This window comes from Bradyrhizobium sp. RT6a, from assembly GCF_040547675.1.
Taxonomy (GTDB): Bacteria; Pseudomonadota; Alphaproteobacteria; order Rhizobiales; family Xanthobacteraceae; genus Bradyrhizobium.
Genome location: NZ_JBEPQC010000001.1, coordinates 1861273 through 1881340, shown reverse-complemented (window position 1 = coordinate 1881340; position 20068 = coordinate 1861273). Strand labels below are relative to the sequence as shown.

18 protein-coding genes are annotated in these 20068 nt (G+C 65.4%); 11 read left to right on the top strand and 7 right to left on the bottom strand.

The annotated features are described in order from the left end of the window. Positions 1 to 5: 5 nt before the first annotated feature. The gene (locus ABIC03_RS08955; RefSeq protein WP_354057219.1) at positions 6 to 2420 is read right to left on the bottom strand and encodes a phosphoketolase family protein; all 2415 of its coding nucleotides are present in this window, start codon (positions 2418 to 2420) and stop codon (positions 6 to 8) included. Positions 2421 to 2631: 211 nt separating this feature from the next. Between ABIC03_RS08955 and ABIC03_RS08950 the strand changes: the two genes are divergently transcribed. The 4 genes from ABIC03_RS08950 (at position 2632) to ABIC03_RS08935 (ending at position 6817) form a co-directional block, all read left to right on the top strand. Continuing rightward, positions 2632 to 3795: a PA0069 family radical SAM protein gene (locus ABIC03_RS08950; protein ID WP_354057217.1), complete on the top strand. Its 1164-nt coding sequence runs from the start codon at positions 2632 to 2634 to the stop codon at positions 3793 to 3795. A 24-nt stretch (positions 3796 to 3819) separates the two neighbouring features. Next, positions 3820 to 4275: a VOC family protein gene (locus ABIC03_RS08945; RefSeq protein WP_354057215.1), complete on the top strand. Its 456-nt coding sequence runs from the start codon at positions 3820 to 3822 to the stop codon at positions 4273 to 4275. Between the two features lie 77 nt (positions 4276 to 4352). Further along, positions 4353 to 5210, top strand: coding sequence for a ribonuclease HII (rnhB, locus tag ABIC03_RS08940; RefSeq protein ID WP_354057213.1), 858 nt, complete (start codon positions 4353 to 4355; stop codon positions 5208 to 5210). A 98-nt stretch (positions 5211 to 5308) separates the two neighbouring features. Beyond that, complete coding sequence (locus ABIC03_RS08935) at positions 5309 to 6817, top strand: glycosyltransferase family 39 protein (protein WP_354057211.1); 1509 nt, start codon at positions 5309 to 5311, stop codon at positions 6815 to 6817. A 124-nt stretch (positions 6818 to 6941) separates the two neighbouring features. Here the strand turns inward: ABIC03_RS08935 and ABIC03_RS08930 are convergent, their stop codons facing one another. Next, entirely contained in the window at positions 6942 to 7751 is an 810-nt protein-coding gene (locus tag ABIC03_RS08930; RefSeq protein WP_275171587.1) for a uracil-DNA glycosylase, read from the bottom strand. Positions 7752 to 7887: 136 nt separating this feature from the next. On the opposite strand from ABIC03_RS08930, the gene ABIC03_RS08925 reads away from it, so the two are divergent. The 3 genes from ABIC03_RS08925 (at position 7888) to ABIC03_RS08915 (ending at position 12600) form a co-directional block, all read left to right on the top strand. Then, on the top strand, positions 7888 to 9549 hold the full coding sequence (locus tag ABIC03_RS08925; protein WP_275171588.1) for an electron transfer flavoprotein-ubiquinone oxidoreductase: 1662 nt from the start codon (positions 7888 to 7890) through the stop codon (positions 9547 to 9549). 335 nt (positions 9550 to 9884) lie between these two features. Further along, on the top strand, positions 9885 to 11687 hold the full coding sequence (locus tag ABIC03_RS08920) for a tetratricopeptide repeat protein (RefSeq protein WP_354057208.1): 1803 nt from the start codon (positions 9885 to 9887) through the stop codon (positions 11685 to 11687). 28 nt (positions 11688 to 11715) lie between these two features. Beyond that, positions 11716 to 12600, top strand: coding sequence for a 4-(cytidine 5'-diphospho)-2-C-methyl-D-erythritol kinase (locus ABIC03_RS08915; protein WP_275171591.1), 885 nt, complete (start codon positions 11716 to 11718; stop codon positions 12598 to 12600). Here ABIC03_RS08915 and ABIC03_RS08910 read toward each other — a convergent pair. The 5 genes from ABIC03_RS08910 to ABIC03_RS08890 all read right to left on the bottom strand — a co-directional run bounded on the left by ABIC03_RS08910 (position 12597) and on the right by ABIC03_RS08890 (position 17349). Further along, complete coding sequence (locus tag ABIC03_RS08910; protein ID WP_354057206.1) at positions 12597 to 13457, bottom strand: alpha/beta fold hydrolase; 861 nt, start codon at positions 13455 to 13457, stop codon at positions 12597 to 12599. The two genes, ABIC03_RS08915 and ABIC03_RS08910, sit on opposite strands and share 4 nt — an antisense overlap. 7 nt (positions 13458 to 13464) lie before the next feature. Beyond that, positions 13465 to 14097, bottom strand: a complete 633-nt coding sequence (locus ABIC03_RS08905) for a LysE family translocator (protein WP_354057204.1) — start codon at positions 14095 to 14097, stop codon at positions 13465 to 13467. A gap of 60 nt (positions 14098 to 14157) precedes the next feature. Further along, entirely contained in the window at positions 14158 to 15414 is a 1257-nt protein-coding gene (gene fabF / locus ABIC03_RS08900) for a beta-ketoacyl-ACP synthase II (protein ID WP_354057202.1), read from the bottom strand. 1 nt (position 15415) lies between these two features. Continuing rightward, complete coding sequence (locus ABIC03_RS08895) at positions 15416 to 15931, bottom strand: winged helix-turn-helix transcriptional regulator (RefSeq protein ID WP_354057200.1); 516 nt, start codon at positions 15929 to 15931, stop codon at positions 15416 to 15418. Between the two features lie 410 nt (positions 15932 to 16341). Then, positions 16342 to 17349 carry a polyprenyl synthetase family protein gene (locus ABIC03_RS08890; RefSeq protein WP_007594965.1) on the bottom strand — a complete coding sequence of 336 codons (1008 nt, stop codon included), beginning with the start codon at positions 17347 to 17349 and terminating at the stop codon, positions 16342 to 16344. 132 nt (positions 17350 to 17481) lie between these two features. Between ABIC03_RS08890 and ABIC03_RS08885 the strand changes: the two genes are divergently transcribed. The 4 genes from ABIC03_RS08885 (at position 17482) to ABIC03_RS08870 (ending at position 19900) form a co-directional block, all read left to right on the top strand. Beyond that, on the top strand, positions 17482 to 17709 hold the full coding sequence (locus tag ABIC03_RS08885) for a putative signal transducing protein (protein ID WP_007594964.1): 228 nt from the start codon (positions 17482 to 17484) through the stop codon (positions 17707 to 17709). Then, entirely contained in the window at positions 17702 to 18472 is a 771-nt protein-coding gene (locus tag ABIC03_RS08880) for a tRNA1(Val) (adenine(37)-N6)-methyltransferase (protein WP_354057197.1), read from the top strand. The genes ABIC03_RS08885 and ABIC03_RS08880 overlap by 8 nt, the downstream gene beginning before the upstream one ends. A 211-nt stretch (positions 18473 to 18683) precedes the next feature. Then, a complete protein-coding gene (locus tag ABIC03_RS08875) occupies positions 18684 to 19592 on the top strand; it encodes a S49 family peptidase (RefSeq protein ID WP_275171601.1) in 909 nt (302 codons plus the stop codon). A gap of 116 nt (positions 19593 to 19708) precedes the next feature. Beyond that, on the top strand, positions 19709 to 19900 hold the full coding sequence (locus ABIC03_RS08870) for a hypothetical protein (protein ID WP_085352613.1): 192 nt from the start codon (positions 19709 to 19711) through the stop codon (positions 19898 to 19900). Positions 19901 to 20068 lie beyond the last annotated feature (168 nt).

Genomic DNA, 20068 nt, shown 5'->3' with positions numbered 1-20068 from the left:
TGCCGTCAATCGCCTGCCTCCGCCGGCGTGTTGCCGCCGGCGCTGTTCTGCCAGACCCATTCCTGGATTTCCGGCATGTCCTCGCCGTATTCGCGCACATAGCGCGAATGCTCGATCAGCTTGTCGCGGAATTGCTGCTTCACCTGCGCCGCCTTGGTCGCGAGCCCCGCCACGCGCTCGATCGCCTCGATCGCGAGGTGATAGCGGTCGAGCTCGTTGAGCACGACCATGTCGAACGGCGTCGTCGTGGTGCCTTCCTCGGCAAAGCCGCGCACGTGCATGCCGGCGTGGTTGGTGCGGTTATAGGTCAGCCGGTGGATCAGATAGGGATAGCCGTGATAGGCGAAGATCACCGGCTTGTCGCGGGTGAACAGGCCGTCGAAGTCGCGGTCGGACAAGCCGTGCGGGTGCTGCTCCCTGGGTTGCAGCGTCATGAGGTCCACGACGTTGACAACGCGGATCTTCAGCTCGGGCAGCGCCTTGCGCAGCAGGTCGACGGCGGCGAGCGTCTCCAGTGTCGGCACGTCGCCGGCGCAGGCCATCACGACATCGGGCTCGCCATTCGCATCTTCGGTGCCGGCCCAGCTCCAGATGCCGATGCCGGCATCGCAATGCGTGGCTGCCTCCTGCATCGACAGCCATTGCGGCGCCGGCTGCTTGCCGGCGACGATGACGTTGATGCGGTCATAGGTGCGCAGGCAATGATCGGCGATCCACAGCAGCGTGTTGGCGTCCGGCGGGAAGTAGATGCGAACGATGTCGGCCTTCTTGTTGGCGACGAGATCGACGAAACCGGGATCCTGATGGCTGAAGCCGTTGTGGTCCTGACGCCAGACATGCGAGGTGAGCAGGTAGTTGAGCGAGGCGATCGGGCGCCGCCACGGCAGATGCCGCGTCACCTTCAGCCATTTGGCGTGCTGGTTGAACATGGAATCCACGATGTGGATGAACGCCTCGTAGCAGGAGAAGAAGCCGTGCCGTCCGGTGAGCAGATAGCCCTCTAACCAGCCCTGACAGAGATGCTCGCTCAGGACTTCCATCACGCGTCCGTCCTGGGCGAGATGCACGTCGTAAGGTTTTGTCGGCTCCATCCAGACGCGTTCGGTGGCCTCGAACACCGCATCGAGCCGGTTTGACGCGGTTTCGTCCGGGCCCATGATGCGGAAATTGCGGGCCTCGGCGTTGAGGCGGATGACGTCGCGCAGGAATTTTCCGAGCTCGCGGGTTGCCTCCGCCGCGACGCCGCCCGGCTGAGCGACCTCGACGGCGAAGCTGCGGAAGTCCGGCAGCTTCAGCTCCTTCTTCAGAAGGCCGCCATTGGCGTGTGGATTGGCGCCCATGCGGCGATGGCCTTCGGGCGCGAGCGCCTGGAGCTCGGCAATGAGCGCGCCGTTCGCGTCGAACAGCTTTTCCGGCTCGTAGCTGCGCATCCACTCTTCGAGAATATTCAGATGCGCCGGGTTCTCGCGACAGTTCGCGACGGGCACCTGATGCGCACGCCAAAAACCTTCGACCTTCTTGCCGTCGACTTCCTTGGGGCCGGTCCAGCCCTTCGGGCTGCGCAGCACGATCATCGGCCAACGCGGGCGTTCGACGCTCTTGCGGCCGTCGCGGGCGTGCTGCTGGATCGACCGGATACTGGCGAGCGCGACGTCGAGCGCGTCCGCCATGATCTGGTGCATCAATCTGGGATCGTCGCCCTGGACGAACAGCGGCTCGTGCCCGAGCCCGCGGAAGAGATCGCGGATCTCGTCGTCGCGCATCCGCCCAAGCACGGTCGGATTGGCAATCTTGTACCCATTGAGATGCAGGATCGGCAGCACCGCGCCGTCATGCGCAGGATTGAGGAATTTGTTGGAATGCCAGGACGCCGCGAGCGGGCCGGTCTCGGCCTCGCCGTCGCCGACGACACAGGCGACGATCAGGTCGGGATTGTCGAATGCCGCACCATAGGCATGCACCAGCGCGTAACCGAGCTCGCCGCCTTCGTGGATCGAGCCCGGCGTTTCCGGCGCCGCGTGACTGGGGATGCCGCCGGGGAAGGAGAACTGCCTGAACAGCTTGCGCAGTCCGTCGGTATCGCGCGCGATATCGGGATAGATCTCGCTGTAGCTGCCTTCGAGATAAGTGTTGGCGACCATGCCGGGGCCGCCGTGGCCGGGACCGCAGACATAGATCATGCTCAGATCCAGCGCACGGATGACGCGGTTGAGATGGGCATAAATGAAGTTCAAACCGGGCGTCGTGCCGCAATGGCCGAGCAAACGCGGCTTGATGTGCTCGGGCCGTAACGGCTCGCGCAGCAGCGGGTTGTCGAGCAGGTAGATTTGCCCGACGGAGAGATAGTTCGCGGCGCGCCAATAGCGATCGAGGAGATCGAGGTCGCCGCTCGCGGCGGCCGATTGTTGTTGATTTGTCATATTGCTGCCGACCTTCACCCGGGATCGTCACCAACCGAGTTCCGGCGAGATCGATCCTTCGGCAGCATCAAACGGGATCGCCGTGACGCCACTGTTGCGTGAGGTCAAAAGCAAGCGCGCGAAGTTTGGGCAGCTCTACTGTGCATGGGGTTGTTTTCACGTTTTTTGTTTGTGTTCTTGATTTGTTCCTGCGGCGTGCTATCTTGGCTTCATGAGTCCAGCATCCTCTCATGCTCTCAAGCACCCGCCGGTCACGGCGCCCTCCGAGCCGGCGGGTGCGCCTTCTGACTTCCCTGAGCTGGCGGTCGCCATCGACCGCCAGCGCAGGCGAGGCCGGGGCGCGCAGTCCAACGCCAGCGGCCGCTTCGAGGCCGAGGCGCGCGTCGCCTTCGACGATGGCTGGCAGAGCCTTGAAGAACTGCCGCCGTTCAAGACCACGGTCGCGGTCGACACTTCGCGCAAAGTGATCACCCGCAACGATTCTCCCGACATAGGCTTCGACCGCTCGATCAATCCCTACCGCGGCTGCGAGCACGGCTGCGTCTATTGCTTCGCGCGGCCGACGCATGCCTATCTCGGCCTGTCGCCGGGGCTCGACTTCGAATCGAAGCTGTTTGTAAAGCCCGAGGCGCCGGCGCTGCTCGAGAAGGAGCTTGCGGCGCCCGGCTACGAGCCGCGGATGATCGCGATCGGCACCAACACTGATCCCTATCAGCCGATCGAGCGCGAGCGCAAAATCATGCGCGGCATTCTGGAGGTGCTGGAGCGCGCCGGCCATCCCGTCGGGATCGTCACCAAGTCGGCGCTGGTGACCCGCGACATCGACATTCTCGCGCGCATGGCCAAGCGCAACCTCGCCAAGGTCGGGATCTCCGTGACCTCGCTCGATCCGAAATTGGCGCGCACAATGGAGCCACGGGCGTCAACGCCGCCGAAGCGGCTGGAGGCGCTGAAGCAGCTTTCCGAGGCCGGCATTCCGACCACCGTCATGGTCGCGCCCGTGATCCCCGCGCTGAACGATTCCGAGATCGAGCGCATCCTGGATGCTGCCGCCCATGCCGGCGTCAAGGAAGCCTCCTACGTGTTGCTGCGGTTGCCGCTCGAGGTGCGCGATCTCTTTCGCGAATGGCTGATGGCGAACTATCCGGACCGCTATCGCCACGTCTTCACACTGATCCGCGACATGCGCGGCGGCCGTGACTACGACGCGAAATGGGGCGAGCGCATGAAGGGGACCGGCCCGATGGCCTGGACCATCGGTCGCCGCTTCGAGATCGCCTGCGACAGGCTCGGGCTGAACAAGCGGCGCCCCAAGCTGACGACGGATCATTTTGCCAAGCCGAAGCGGAACGGCGATCAGCTCAGCCTGTTCTGAGGGACGAAGTGGAAGAGGCGTCGTATGAGTCAGGAACTGGCAGCTCCAATCCCGCGGCTCACCGTCATCACGCTGGGCGTGAACGACATCCGCGCCAGCATTGCCTTTTACGACGCGCTCGGTTTCTCGCGCCGGCTGAAGGTGACCGGTGAGGCCGTTGCGTTCTATGATACTGGCGGTCCGGTGCTCGCGCTGTTTCCGTGGGATCAGCTCGCGGTCGACGCCAAATTGCCTGATCACCCGAGGCCATCGACGTTCCGCGGCATGACGCTCGCATGGAACTGCCGCGCGCGTGAGGAGGTGGACGCGGTGCTGGCTTTCGCCGTCGGCGAGGGAGCCGCGCTGCTGAAGGCCGCGCATGAGACCGATTACGGCGGCTATTCCGGCTATTTCGCCGATCCTGACGGCCATCCATGGGAAGTCGTGGTCGCGCCCGGCATCGAGGTCGGCGAGGACCGGCGGGTGCATCTGGCGGAATAGGGCGGCTGACTTGAATAACGGGAATTGTCCGAGGTTCCCGGTTGCGCAGGCCATTCCGCTTGCGCACGATCCCGGCCATGATTCGGGATCAATCCGCCAAGAAGCTGGCCAAAGACGCGCCCAAGAAGGCTGCGCCTGAGAACAAGAAGGCCGCGCCTAAGAACGACAAGGCTGCGCCCAAGAAAATGGCCAAGGCGCTGGCGGGCACAAAGAGCGCCATCATCGTTGCTCCAAGCTTCCGCCGCGAGCGCGCGCTGATCAAGCGTGGCGTCTGGCCGGTGGCAGGCTGCGATGAGGCCGGCCGCGGGCCGTTGGCCGGACCTGTGGTGGCGGCGGCGGTGATTCTCGATCCCGACCGCATCCCGCGCGGCATCGATGATTCCAAGCGCCTGACGGCCGAGGAGCGCGAAAGGCTGTTCGACAAGATCTGCGCCACCGCCCAGGTCTCGGTGGCAGTCGCCTCGCGCGCCCGCATCGACCGCGATAACATCCTGCGCGCCTCGCTGTGGGCACTGAAGCGCGCCGTGGTGGCGCTGCCCGAGCAGCCCCGGCATGTCTTCGTCGACGGCCGCGACCGGCTGGATACGGAATGCGATTGCGAGGCCGTGATCGGTGGCGACGGCATCGTCCTGTCGATCGCAGCGGCCTCGATCATCGCCAAGGTGACGCGGGACCGCCTGATGTGCGCACTGGCTCAGGACTGTCCCGGCTACGGTTTCGAGCAGCACAAGGGCTACGCCGTGCCCGAGCACCTCGATGCGCTCAACCGCCTCGGCCCCACCGTCCACCACCGCAGCTTCTTCGCCCCCGTCGCCGCCGCACGCGCCAAGCACATGCCCTGGACGGTCGAGCCGGCACAGGATCTGTTTGCGGTGACCGAGATCGAGCTGCAGGTGGATACGGGCTTGGAAGTCGACGCGTCGGCCAATCTCTAGCCGAGACTCGGTTGCCACGACGCGTCACGCCCTTTATCAAAACAGTCGTCAGCGAATAGGGCCGGCTTGACGGGTTGGCTGCATCTTTCGGACGTTGCATGCGGTTTACCTCCCTGGTCATCGAGCTCATTCGCGCGCGGCCGCGGCTGATCGTCTGGATCGTCGTGCTGCTCCAGGCCGCGATGTGGCTGTTCGTGGCGCTGGTGTTTTATCGCAGCCCGCCCGGCAGCCTCGCGACCCTGCTGGCCTTCGGCCGCGAATACCAGGTCGGCACTGATTTGGGCCCGCCCTTGCCGGTCTGGCTCGCCGACATCGCCTATCGCGCCGCCGGCGGCCACGTGTTCGGCGTCTATGTCCTGGCCGAGCTCTGCGGGATCGCGACCCTCATCACGCTCTATCATCTCTCCCGCGCGGTGGTCGGCCCCCAGCAGGCAGTGCTGGCCGTGCTGCTGACCATGACGCTGCTGGCCTTCTCCTCGCCCACACTCGACTTCAGCCCCCTGGTGCTGGCGCGGCCACTCTGGGCGCTGCTGCTGCTGCACTCCTGGCAGATCATCGGACAGCGCCGCGGCAACGCCTGGTTCGCCTGGTCGATCGAGGCGGGCCTCTTGCTGCTGACGACGCCGGCTGCGATCTTCCTGCTGCTACTGATCGTCGTCTTCGCGCTCGCAACCGCGGGCGGCCGCCGCACATTGCGCGCCTTCGACCCGCTGTTTGCGCTGGTGGTCGTCGCGGTGCTGGCACTGCCCTATGCCGTCTGGCTGATGCGCGCCGAGGCGCTCGTCCTGCCGACCTTGCCTGCGGTCAGCGAGCTCAATGCCCGCGCACTGCACGCGGCCTGGCTGCTCGGGGGGCTCCTGCTCGGTGCGGCCGCGATCCCGGCGCTGACGGTGCTCAACACCGGCTTGTTCGTTCCCAAGAGCGAGGAGGCGCCGATCATCTTCCGCCCGCCGGTCGAGCCGCTCGCGCGCAATTTCGTCTATTTCTTCGCACTCGCGCCGGCGCTTGGCGCGGTGCTGATCTCCGGTCTGCTGGGCCTCGACGCCGTCGTCGGCGGCGCCGGCGTCGTGCTGGTCTTGTCGGGGCTTGCCGTGGTCGTGGGGGCCGGCGACCTCATCGCGATGCGCCGCGCGAGGATGCTCCGGATGGTCTGGGCGGCCGCCGTCATCGCGCCCGCAATCGGCGTCGTGCTCGCCGTCCTGCTCCTGCCGTGGACCGGTGCCAACGAGATCGCGACGTCGATGCCGGCGCGGGCGATTTCGGACTTCTTCGACGAGAGCTTTGCCCGCCGCACCAATCATCGTCTGCGCGCGGTCGCCGGCGAGACCCAGCTTGCGAGCTTGATCACGCTGCATTCCGGCCGGCCGCATCTCTTCATCGATGCCGAGCCCGCGCGTACGCCCTGGATCAATCAGGCCAAATTCAGCGAGACCGGCGGCGTCGTGGTCTGGCGGGCCTCCGATACCGCCGGGACCCCGCCGCCGGACATCCTCGCGCGCTTTCCGGGCATCGTCCCGGAAGTCCCGCGCGCCTTCGAGTGGCTGGTGACTGGACGCCAGCAACTCCTGCGTATCGGCTGGGCCATCGTGCGGCCGAAGGGGGCGTAGTCGCTCCCTCTTTCCGTCGTCATTGCGAGGAGCGCTTGCGACGAAGCAATCCAGAGTCCCTCCGCGGAAGGATTCTGGATTGCTTCGCTGCGCTCGCAATGACGGGGAGAGGTCATACGGCTCCTTACGCGCCCGCCAGCACCTTCGCGATCGCGCGCAGATCCTGCCAGGCCAGCCGCTTGTACGACGGCGAGCGCAACAGATAGGCGGGGTGGAAGGTCGGCAGCGCGCGGATGGTGCGCGCGTCCGTCTCGTAGTCGAACCAGCGGCCGCGGGTACGCATGATGCCTTCGCGGGTCGACAGCAGCGTCTGCGTCGAGGGATTGCCGAGCGTCACAAGCACATCCGGATTCACCAGCTCGATCTGGCGCTGGATGAACGGCAGGCAGATTTGCGTTTCCTGCGGCGTCGGCGTGCGATTGCCGGGCGGCCGCCAGGGGATCACGTTGGCGATGTAGGCGGTGCTGCGGTTGAGGCCTATGGCTCCTATCATCAAATCGAGCAGCTTGCCGCTACGTCCGACGAAGGGCAGCCCCTCGATGTCCTCGTCGCGGCCCGGTGCCTCGCCGACGAACATGATGCGCGCCTGCGGATTACCGTCGGCGAAAACCAACCGTGTCGCTGTGTGCTTCAGCGCGCAGCCGTCAAAGCTCTGCATCAGCTCGCGTAGCGCCTCCAAGGTCGGCGCGGTGCGTGCGGCCTCGCGCGCCGAGGCGATCGCGATGTCGGGCGCGGGTGCCGCCTCGCCGCGGATGACCGCGGGAGCCGCAACCGGCCGTGGCGCCTCGAGCGGAGGTGCGGCGCGCGGGGCCGGAGGCGGGGCGTCGACTTCCGCCAGGCGGTCAATCGGTTCCTCCACGAGCGCGCAATCGACACCCGCCTCCAGATAGAAGGCGAGAAGCTCTCGGACGGTGGGCGCGGGTTCGGGGATCATTTGGAAAGTCAGACTTTTATATCAGTTTGGAGCGCCTTGCACCCCGGCGGAACGCGATTCCGAGGTTGTCCTACCCGGAAAAATCGGAAACAAGAGGGCGCAATCGACCAAGGACCGTCTCAAGGGCTGAGATCAGATGAGCACCGAAGAACTTCCCCCGCGCGAATCCATGGAATTCGACGTCGTCATCGTCGGCGCCGGCCCCTCGGGCCTGGCTGCGGCGATCCGGCTGAAGCAGATCAATGCCGATCTCAATGTCGTCGTGGTGGAAAAGGGCTCCGAGGTCGGTGCGCATATTCTCTCCGGCGCCGTGATCGACCCGGCCGGGCTCGACAAGCTGATCCCGGACTGGCGCGAGGATTCCGATTGTCCGCTCAAGACGCAGGTCAAGGACGATCGCTTCTACTGGATGACGGGCGGCGGTGCGATCAGGCTGCCGAACTTCATCATGCCGCCTCTGATGGACAACCATCACTGCTATATCGGCTCGCTCGGCAATGTCTGCCGCTGGCTCGCGCGCAAGGCAGAGGCGCTCGGCGTCGAGATCTATCCGGGCTTTGCCGCCGCCGAAGTGCTCTATGACGAGCAGGGCGCGGTGAAGGGCATCGCCACCGGCGACATGGGCATCGGCCGGGACGGCAAGCCGAAGGACTCCTTTACCCGTGGCATGGAATTGCTTGGCAAGTACACGCTGTTCGCGGAAGGCGCGCGCGGCAGCCTGACCAAGCAGCTCATCGCGAAGTTCGCGCTGGATACCAAGAGCGAGCCTGCGAAGTTCGGCATCGGGCTCAAGGAAGTCTGGCAGATCGATCCCGCCAAGCACCAGAAGGGCATGATCCAGCATTCGTTCGGCTGGCCACTCGATCTGAAGACCGGCGGAGGCTCGTTCCTCTATCACTACGACGACAACCTCGTTGCCGTCGGCTTCGTCGTGCATCTCAACTACGACGATCCGTATCTGTCGCCGTTCGACGAGTTCCAGCGTTTCAAGACCCATCCGTCGATCCGCTCCACCTTCGAAGGTGCCAAGCGGCTCGCTTATGGCGCACGCGCCATCACCGAGGGCGGCTATCAGTCGGTGCCGAAACTCAGCTTCCCCGGCGGCGCGCTGATCGGCTGCGCGGCCGGCTTCGTCAACGTTCCCCGCATCAAGGGCGTGCACAACGCGATGGGCACGGGCATGCTCGCCGCCGAGCACGTTGCGTCAGCCATTGCCGCCGATCGCGCCAACGACGAGATCGTCGACTACGAGAATGCCTGGCGCTCCTCCTCGGTCGGCAAGGATTTGTTCCTGGTCCGCAACGTCAAGCCGCTGTGGTCGAAGTTCGGCACGGTGCTCGGCGTTGCGCTCGGCGGCTTCGACATGTGGTGCAACACGCTGTTCGGCGGCTCGCTGTTTGGCACCCAGTCGCATGCGAAGCCCGATCGCGCGACGCTCGATCCGGCCAAGACCCACGCGCCGAGGGCCTACCCGAAGCCGGACGGCAAGATCTCCTTCGACAAGCTTTCGTCGGTGTTCCTGTCCAATACCAATCATGAGGAGGATCAACCGGTCCATCTCAAGGTCACGGACATGAACCTCCAGAAAACCTCCGAGCACGACGTGTTCGCCGGTCCCTCGAATCGTTATTGCCCGGCCGGCGTCTATGAGTGGATCGAGGAAGGTTCGGGCCCGCGCTTCCAGATCAACGCCCAGAACTGCGTCCACTGCAAAACCTGCGACGTGAAGGATCCCAACGGCAACATCACCTGGGTTCCCCCGGAGGGCGGCGGCGGTCCAAACTACGAGGCGATGTAGGCGGGGTCAGCAAGCCACGATCCATGTGACCCAAGCCCAATGTGACCAATATTGCGTGACATTGGCCCTATGACGCACGTTCGCGTGAGAACCCGGCCGCGGTCGCGGTCCGTGGTCACGATAAGGCCATACTGGCGGCGTCTTGGGGCGCTCTTGACCGGTGACTTGGCCGATTTGGGGCGTGCGGAGGCGATCGCCCGGCCCGAATCCTTGCGGTGAAGCGCCAAAAGCGGCATTGTCGGCCCGACAGTTCCGGGTCCCCATGCCACCGGCCGCGTTCGCATGCGATACGGCCTTCTGCAAACCCAGGCACTACCAACTCAAGGCGAGCCCTGATGCTTTCAAATCGTTTCAACCGTTGGACTGTTGCCGCCATTGCCCTCATGGGCTCAGCGATCGCGACGGTCCCCGGCGCGGTCCTGGCGCAGACGCCGGACCATCCGTCCGACACGGCGGCGCAGTTTCCGACCCGAAACGATCTGAAGGCGCTGACCACTTCCGGCAGCTATCTCGCCGCCCGCCACGCCAGCGTCGAGCGCGATGCGGCCTCTGCCGCCGCGTTCTATCGCTCGGCCCTGCGCACCGATCCCAAGAACAACGAGCTGCTTGACCGCGCTTTCATCTCCTCGGTTGCAGACGGCGACATCGATGAGGCCGTCAAGCTCGCCGAGCGCATCCTGACCATCGACAAGACCAACCGCGTTGCACGCCTCGTCGTCGGCGTGCACGATCTCAAGTTCAAGAAGTATGCGGCCGCGCAGACCAACATCAACCAGTCGATCCGCGGTCCGATCACCGATCTCGTCGCCACGCTGCTGTCGGGCTGGGCCGCCTATGGTGCGGGCGATGCCAAGGGCGGCGTCGCCACCATCGACAAGCTGGCCGGTCCGGAATGGTATCCGCTGTTCAAAGACCTCCACGCCGGCATGATCCTCGAACTCGCCGGCAAGGAGAAAGACGCGGGCACCCGGTTCGAGCGTGCCTACAAGCTCGACGATTCCATGCTGCGCGTCACCGAGGCCTATGCGCGCTGGCTGTCGCGCAACAAGGACTCGGCCGCCGCGACCACGGTCTACCAGGCTTTCGACAAGAAGCTCGCCCGCCATCCGCTGATCGTGGAAGGGTTGCGCGACACCAAGGCCGGCAAAAAGATGCCGCCGCTGGCCGATAGCGCGCAAGCCGGCGCCGCAGAAGCACTCTACGGCATCGGCGCCACGTTGACCCGCCGCGGCGGCGAGGATCTGGCGCTGGTCTATCTCCAGCTCTCGCTCTACCTCCAACCCACCCATCCCCTGGCGCTGCTCTCGCTCGCCGATCTCTATGAATCGGTGAAGCGGCCGCAGATGGCGATCAAGGTCTATGAGCGGGTGCCGTCGTCCTCGCCGCTCAAGCGCAACGCCCAGATCCAGCTCGCCATCGATCTGGATTCCGCCGACCGCACCGACGAGGCGATCAAGATCCTCAAGGGCGTCACCACTGAGGACTCGAAGGATCTCGAAGCGATCATGGCGCTCGGCAACATCGAGCGCGGCCGCAAGAAGTTTGGCGAATGCGGCGCAACCTATTCGCAAGGCGTCGACGTGCTGCCGGCCGGCAACGACAAGGCCAACAGCGTCTGGTACTATTATCGTGGCATCTGCGAGGAGCGCTCCAAGCAGTGGGGCAAGGCCGAAGCCGACATGAAGAAGGCGCTCGAGCTGCAGCCCGACCAACCGCACGTCCTCAACTATCTCGGCTATTCCTGGATCGACCAGGGCATCAATCTCGACGAAGGCATGAAGATGATCAAGCGGGCGGTCGAGCAGCGCCCGGATGACGGCTACATCGTCGATTCCCTCGGCTGGGCCTATTACCGCATCGGCAATTACGAAGACGCGGTGAAGAACCTCGAGCGCGCCATTGACCTCAAGCCCGAGGATCCCACCATCAACGACCACCTTGGCGATGCCTATTGGCGCGTCGGCCGCACGCTGGAAGCCAAGTTCCAGTGGGCCCACGCCCGCGATCTCAAGCCCGAAGCGGATGAGCTTCCGAAGATCGAGGCCAAGATTGCAAACGGTATGACCGACGACAATTCGAACTCCTCGGCTGCGCAGGCGGAGAAGGAGAAGAAGAAGGACGACGGCAAGGGCGGCTGAGTGAGTTGAAGTTGGGGGCGTGTCGTCAATGCCGGCGTTGATTGAAGAAGGGCGCGCGAAGGTCAATCTGAGCCTTCGTGTGGTAGGCCGTCGTACCGATGGCTATCATGATCTCGAAAGCGTCGTCGCCTTTGCCGACTGCGCCGACCGGCTCACGCTGGAGCCCGCCGGCGAGCTGAAGCTCACCACGACGGGGCCGCTCGCGGCGGCTTGCGGCGATATGGCCGACAACCTCGTGTTCAAGGCGGCCAAGCTCCTGGCCGAAGCCGTCCCGAACCTGAAGCTGGGCGCCTTCGCGCTCGACAAGGTGCTCCCGGTTGCGGCCGGTATCGGCGGCGGCTCGGCCGACGCCGCGGCGGCGCTGCGGTTGTTGGCGCGTCTCAACAATCTGGAACTCGACGACCCGCGGCTGCAGAAGGTTGCGCTTGCGACCGGTGCCGACGTGCCGGTGTGTCTGTTCTCGCGCGCCTGCGACATGACCGGTGTCGGCGAGCAGCTGCTGCCCTTGATGCTGCCGAGCATGCCCTGCGTGATGGTCAATCCGCGCGTGCCGGTCGCGACCAAGGATGTGTTTCAGGCGCTGGGCCTGCGCAACGGCGAGCTCCTGGTCGGCGCCACGTCCGTCTTCGACGCCCCGGCCTGGCCGGGCGAGGGCGCCTCCATTGACGATTGGGTCGACACGCTCAAGGCCGTCGCCAACGACCTCGAAGCGCCTGCGATGCGCATCGAGCCGGTGATTGGGGACGTGCTGGAAGCCTTGCGTGGCTCCGCCGGCGTCAAGCTCGCCCGCATGTCCGGCTCGGGTGCGACGTGCTTTGCGATCTATGGCACATCTGCTGAGGCGCATGCCGCCGCTGAGAAGATCCGGAGGGGTCATTCCGGCTGGTGGGTGCACTCGGGGACGTTGAGCTAAGCCAGCCCGAGAAACTCCCGGATCTCACTCAACACCTCCTGCGGCTTGTCATGTTGCAGCCAGTGTCCGGCCCCGGCGATGGTCTCGACGCGCGCCTGCGGAAAGTAGCGCTCCAGGCCCGCGGCCCTCGCGCCAGCCAGAAAGCTTTCGCCGGCATTCAAGAGCAGGGTCGGACAGGTGATGCGCGACCACAGCGCGATGTGATCGTCCGGCCAGAGCCGGTGCGGCGCAGAGGCGCGCTGGTAGGGATCGAACTTCCAGCTATAGGTGCCGTCCTCGTTCTGCCGCGCGCCGTGGGTGGCGAGATGCAGCGCGAGGTCGCGGGACAGTCGCTTGTTGTGAAGGACCATCTGCGCCGCCGCGTCTTCGAGGGTCGAATAGCGGCGCGGTGCGCGGTCGTGCAGCTTGTCGAGCTGACCGACCCATTTGCCGATGCGCTCATGCACCGGCTGTTTTGGTGTATCCGGCAACATCGTGACGCCGTCGAGCACGACCAGCTTCGAGACCTGTTCGGGGAATGCCCCTGTAAAGATGAGGCTGACCATGCCGCCCATGGAATGGCCGATGAGAGTGACTTGAGGCGCTGCGATGGCACGGATGAGCTGGGCGAGGTCGTACACATACTCCGTCAGCGCGTAGCTGCCGCCTTTGGTCCAGTCGGAATCGCCGTGACCGCGCAGGTCGGGTGCGAGCACGTGAAAGTGCGGCTGTAGCGACCGGGCGATAACGTCCCAGCTCCGGCAGTGATCGCGGCCGCCATGAACCAGGATGGCGACGGGCGCGCCGTCGTTGCCCCAGTCGGCATAATGCAGCCGCAGGCCGTGAGACTCGTAACTGCGGCTTTGCGGAGCGAGCATGGTGGCGCTATCCATTCACGGGCCGTCGGGCCAGTGCGAGCGACAGGCCGAGCCCTGCGATGAAGACGCCGGAGCCCTGGGTGAGACGTCGCATCAAATGCGGCCTTCCGATCAACTGCGTGCGTGTCGCGGAAGCCATCAGCACCACCACGATATCGGCGAGCGTGTTCAGCGTCACCGAGATCGCACCCAACGTGATGAATTGCAGCGTCGGGTTCGATCCCGTCGGGTCAAGGAACTGCGGAACGAAGGCGAGGAAGAATGCGGCGGTCTTCGGGTTCAGCGCCTCGACCAGCACGCCGTCGCGGAAGGCGCGCTTGTCGCCGACGGGTTCGCTGTCGAATGACAGCGGGCGACCGGCGCTGCGAAATGTCCTGATCCCGAGCCAGACCAGATAGAGTGCGCCGACAAATTTCACGGCGGCGAACAGCTCGGCGCTGGCAAGGATGATCGCGGAGATGCCGAGGCTGCCCGCGACCACATGAACCAGCCCGCCGAGCGCGGTGCCCGCGGTCGATGCAAAGCCGCTGGTGCGCCCTTCCGACAAGGTCCGTGCCGCGACGTAGAAAATGCCGGGGCCGGGAACGGCGGCGATGAGACAAGCGGCGGCCAGGAACAGCCAGAAATTCGTGTTGATCATCCTGCTTTGGTAGCGATGCTTGCCGCGATTGCAAGGCCCGTCGTTTGCAAGGCCCGTCGTTTAGCCCATCCGGCGGAAGATCACGCTGGCATTCACCCCGCCGAAGCCGAACCCGTTCGAGATCGCGTGCTGCATCGGCATCGGGCGCGCCACACCGGCGACGATGTCGATGCCGTCAGCGCCGGGATCAGGGTTTTCGAGATTGAGCGTCGGCGGCGCGATCTGGTCGCGCAGGGCGAGCACGGTGAAGACCGCTTCCAGTCCACCGGCAGCACCGAGCAGATGGCCGGTGGCCGATTTGGTCGCGCTCACGGCGATGCCGCGGTTGCGGCCGAACAGCGCGGCAATCGCGCCAAGCTCGCTCTCGTCGCCGGCCGGCGTCGATGTCGCATGCGCGTTCAGATGCTGCAAATCCGCGGGCGCAAGCTTGGCCTGCCGGAGCGCGATTTCCATGGCGCGCCGGGCGCCGTCGCCGTCAGGCGGACCCGATGTCATGTGATAGGCGTCTGCGGTTGTGCCGTATCCGACGATCTCCGCGATCGGCGTCGCGCCACGTGCCAATGCATGCTCCAGCTCCTCGATCACCAGGATGCCGGCGCCTTCGCCCATGACAAAACCGTCGCGGTCGCGATCGAACGGGCGCGAGGCGCGCGCGTCATTGAACCCGCTCGACAGAGCGCGGGCCGCGGCGAAGCCGCCGAGGCTGACGATGTCGATGCAGGCTTCCGCGCCGCCGCAGATCGCCACATCAGTCTCGCCCGTGCGGATCATGCGCGCGGCATCGCCGATCGCCTGAACGCCAGCGGCGCAGGCCGTGACCGGTGTGCCCAGCGCTCCCTTGTAGCCGTATTTGATCGAGACGTGGCCGGCGGCGAGATTGGCGAGGAAGGAGGGGATCGTGAACGGCGACAGCCGGCGCGGGCCGCGCTGTTCGGTGATGCGCACCGCCTCCGCCATGGCCGGAAAACCGCCGACGCCGGAGGCGATGATCGTCGCGGTTCGTTCCTGCGCCGCCGCGTCCTGCGGCGTCCAGCCGGCCTGCGCAACCGCTTCTGCGGTGGCGAGCAGCGCGAACAGGATGAAGCGGTCCATTTTGCGCTGGTCTTTCGGCGCGGCGGCCTGCGCGGGATCGAAGCCGCCGTCCGCGTCATCGGCCTTGTCGGGCACGAGGCCGGCGATGCGTGCGGGCAGCGCCTGCGACCATTCCGGCAGCGGGCGCAGCCCGCTTTGACCGGCCAGTAGCCGACGCCAGGAGAGTTCGACACCGCAGCCAAGCGGCGACACCGCGCCCATTCCCGTCACGACGATACGACGCATGTCAGTCTCCAGCCGGCGCGACGGCCGGGTTCATGGCTTTGAGCGAGGTCAACCGTTTGCGCATGACACGGCTGGCGCGGGGACCCGCGATAATGACCGCATTGGTGAGCGTGATCGGCTGCATGTCGGCGGCATCGACCACGACAGGATTAAAGGGGCGACGATTGCGCCGGTTCGCGAGCAGGATGGCTTCGCCCTTCGGGGCGAGATGCTTGTTGCCCCAGGCGAGCAGGGTTGCGAGCACGGGGAAGAAGTCCCGCGCCTTGTCGGTCAGCACATATTCGTAGCGCGGCGGCCGTTCATTGTAGCGGCGGCGGACGAACATGCCGCTTTCGGTGAGATGGGCCAATCGCCGCGACAGGATATTCGGCGCGATCCCGAGGCTTTGCGAAAATTCGTCGAACTTCGTTGCGCCCTGGAACGCATCCCGCAGGATCAAGATGCTCCACCATTCGCCGACCGTCTCCACGGCGCGGCCGACCGGACATTCCTGGATGGAAGGGGATTTGGGCTGCATGGGGGGAAGGTAGGAGAGTAACTTGCAAAATGCAAGTTAGTAGACGAACCGTTGGAACACTCCGACGGGTGTGTGCCGCAAGATGGCGCATAGGATTTGACTGCAAGTTGGAAGGCGGCCCTCGCACACCTAGCTCGTCATTGCGAGCGCAGCCAAGCCATCTAGAGTCCCTCTGCGGGAAGATTCTGGATTGCTTCGCTGCGCTCGCAATGACGCTGTTGATGCAGTGGTGGCTCGTACCTCAACGATGTCGTCCCGGCGAAGGCCGGGACCCATACCCACGACTGTTGTTGTGATGCACGATGGTGGCCACAGCCGCTAAGACAACGCCGACCGGGGTAATGGGTCCCGGCCTTCGCCGGGACGACACTGAGGGTGTGGTTACTAGCAAGCGCTAAGGATGCGAGAAGCTAATGCGACCGTGCCAGGCAGAACGCCACGACCTGCTCCAGCGCGCTCTTCATTGGCGAGGACGGGAACAGCGCCAGCGCGTCCACCGCCATGGCGCCGTAGTGCTGGGCGCGGCTGCGCGTGTCTTCGAGCGCACGATGCTTGTTCATCAAGCCGATGGCGTGGTCGAGGTCGGTGTCGCCGATCTCGCCGCGCTCGAGCGCGCGGATCCAGAAGGCGCGCTCGGTGTCGTTGCCGCGGCGGAAGGCGAGCACGACGGGCAGCGTGATCTTGCCCTCGCGGAAATCGTCGCCGGTGTTCTTGCCGAGCTTGGCGCTCTTGCCGCCATAGTCGAGCACGTCGTCGACGAGCTGGAAAGCGATGCCGAGATTCATGCCGACCGAGCGGCAGGCGGTCTGCTCCGCCTTCGGACGGTTGGCGATCACGGGGCCGACCTCGCAGGCGGCCGCGAACAGCTCGGCGGTCTTGCCGCGGATCACGGCGAGATATTCGTCCTCGGTGGTCGCGGTGTTCTTGGCGGCGGCAAGCTGCATCACCTCGCCCTCGGCGATAGTCGCGGCGGCCGCGGAGAGAATGTCGAGCGCACGGAGCGAGCCGACCTCGACCATCATGCGGAAGGCCTGGCCGAGCAGGAAGTCGCCGACCAGCACGCTCGCCTCATTGCCCCAGAGCATGCGTGCCGACAGCTTGCCGCGGCGCATCTCGCTCTCGTCGACGACGTCGTCATGGAGCAGGGTGGCGGTATGCATGAACTCGACGCTGGCGGCGAGCTTGATATGGCCGTCGCCGGTGTAGCCGGCGAGGTTGGCCATGGCCAGCGTCAGCATCGGCCGCAGGCGCTTGCCCCCGGAGGAGATCAAATGGTTGGCGACCTCCGGGATCATGGTCACGTCCGAACCGGTCCGCGACAGGATCGTGGCGTTGACGCGCTCCATGTCACCGGCGACAAGGGCAACCAGCTCTTCGATCGACGCGCCGGGAGTTTCGAAAGGTACGATGACGGCCACGCCGGTCTCCAATATTTGCCCCGGAAGGGCTATTCTGATGGAAAGACAATAGAAACTGGACGGGGATGCGGCAAGGGCCGTGGAACCATTGACATTTGGCGCTTAATCCCCGTCAGGCAGGAGGCCTGTGTTTTGCGAGAACTGGTTCGGACCAACGATATGGTGCTGGTGTCGGCGATCGGCGCGCTGCTCGACGGCGCCAACATCCATCATCTGGTGCTGGACCAGAACATGAGCATCATCGAGGGCTCGCTCGGCATTTTGCCGCGGCGGATCCTGGTCCATGAGGACGACGCCCTCGAGGCCCGGCAGCTCCTGACCGAGGCCGGCCTCAGCCACGAACTGCGCGGCGATGAGTGAAGCGCTGGCAGACCTCACCGAGGACGCCTTTCTCGGCGGGCAATTGCGGCTGAAGCAGAAGCGGTCCGGCCATCGCGCCGGGCACGACGCCATTCTGCTCGCGGCGGCGACGGAGGCGAGGGCGGGCGACCGCGTCGTCGATCTCGGCGCCGGCATCGGCACGGCGGGCCTTGCGTTGGCGCGGCGCGTTCCGGGGATCAGGCTCGGCCTGGTCGAGATCGATCCCGAGCTGGCGGAGCTTGCGCGCGCCAATGCGGCAGCGAATGCGATTGCCGCCGAGACGATCGTGCTCGACGTCACCGCGGACGCGCAGGCCTTCGTAGCCAGCGGGCTCGCGCCGGACAGCGTCGACGTGGTGCTGATGAACCCGCCCTTCAACGATCCCGCTCGCCATCGCGGCTCGCCCGATCAGGCGCGCCAGATCGCGCATGTGGCGACGGATGAGACGCTGAATGCCTGGGTGCATGCGGCGCGGCGCATCCTCCGACCGAATGGCGCGCTGACATTGATTTGGCGCGCAGATGGGATCGCGGAGGTTTTGGCGGCGCTGTCTCGCGGCTTCGGCAGTCTCGCGATTCTGCCGGTTCACGGTGAAGCAGGACGGCCCGCGATCCGCGTGCTGGTGCGCGCGATCAAGGGCGGGAGGGCCCCGGCACGATTGCTGCCGGGCCTCATGCTCAACGAGGAGTCACGTGTGCCGAAAAAAGAGGTGATGGATATTCTGGAGGGAAGAGCGGTTCTACCCCTGGTGGAACCGTGCTGAGCTATTGCGGAAGCGATTCCGACTGCTGCTCTTGGGGAGTCGTCAAGCGGATCGCCATGAACAGCGCACCGATCAGCAGCATCAGCAGATAGATTTTCATGGTGTTCTCCGCTGGCCCATTGCAGCCTCTCAACGGGGTTTCTGCAAAACACGTTCCGGGCCCTTCCAATGACAGTCGCGTGATAAGAAATAGTTAATCAGAGGTAACGGCATGGCCGAACAATTGAACGATCGTGAGAGTTCCGGCCTGGCCGACAAGCTCATGCAATATCTGCCGGCGCGCTTCCGTCCCGGCACGGCCGTGGTGCCGGTGGTGCGGTTGTCCGGTGTGATCGGCGCAGTGACGCCGCTGCGTCCAGGCATGACGCTCGCGACCGTTTCGCGGGTGCTGGAGCGGGCGTTTTCGACCCGCAACGCCAAAGCGGTGGCGCTGGTGATCAATTCGCCCGGCGGCTCGCCGGTGCAGTCGCGCCAAATCTACCTGCGCATCAAGCAGCTCGCGGCGGAGAAGAAGCTGCCGGTGCTGGTGTTCGTCGAGGACGTCGCGGCTTCCGGCGGCTACATGATCGCCTGCGCCGGCGACGAGATCATCTGCGATCCGTCCTCGATCCTCGGCTCGATCGGCGTGGTTGGCGGCAGCTTTGGTTTCCAGGAAGCGATCAAGCGACTCGGCATCGAGCGGCGCCTCTACACCGCCGGCGCGCACAAGGCGATGCTCGACCCGTTTCTCCCCGAAAACCCCGACGACGTCGCCAAGCTGAAGGCGCTCCAGCGCGAGATCCACCAGATCTTCATCGCCCTGGTGAAGGAGAGCCGCGGCGCGCGGTTGAAGGGCTCCGACGACACCCTGTTCACGGGCGAATACTGGGCCGGCGAGAGTTCGATCGCGCTGGGGCTCGCCGACAGCATTGGCGATCTCCGCTCAACTCTTCGTGCCCGCTTTGGCGAGAAGGTTCTCACCCCCGTGATTGCCCAGCCGACCGGTCTGCTCTCCGGCCTTTTGGGCCGGAAATCGCCCGGCGCGGGGCAGCTTTCGGCCATGGAATCAATGGCCGGCCTGCCGGACGACCTGATCTCGGCAGTCGAGACGCGGGCGATCTGGGCGAAATTCGGGTTCTAGATGGAGCCCTGCCGCGCCATTTGGCCCCAAGGAGACTTGAAGCCGAGCCAATTGCGGCGCGGCCCGGTCTGCGCAAGAATGTGCGTGGGGGCTGAGCACTGAACAAGGAACGACCGATGCCGCCGTTCGTCGCATTCGCGGGCGTCCTGGGCGGGCTTGCCGTGGTCCGCTGGGCCTACAAGACCGCTGTCAGGATCAACCAGGAGCTGGAGGAGATGCGCCTCTCGCGCGTCGCCGAGGCCGCCCATATGGGAGCCGTCCAGACCCTGAAACAGGATCCCGTGACTGGAGCCTATCGGCCGGGTTAGTTGGTGCAGTCGTCATGGCCGGGCTTGTCCCGGCCATCCGCGTCTTGCCTGACGCACGAAGAACGTGGATGCCCGGGCCTTCGCCTCGCCGAAGCGGCTTCGGCCGCGCAGGCGGGACAAGCCCGGGCATGACGGACAACTGGGCCCGAATCCACCCCCTTTGCCTTG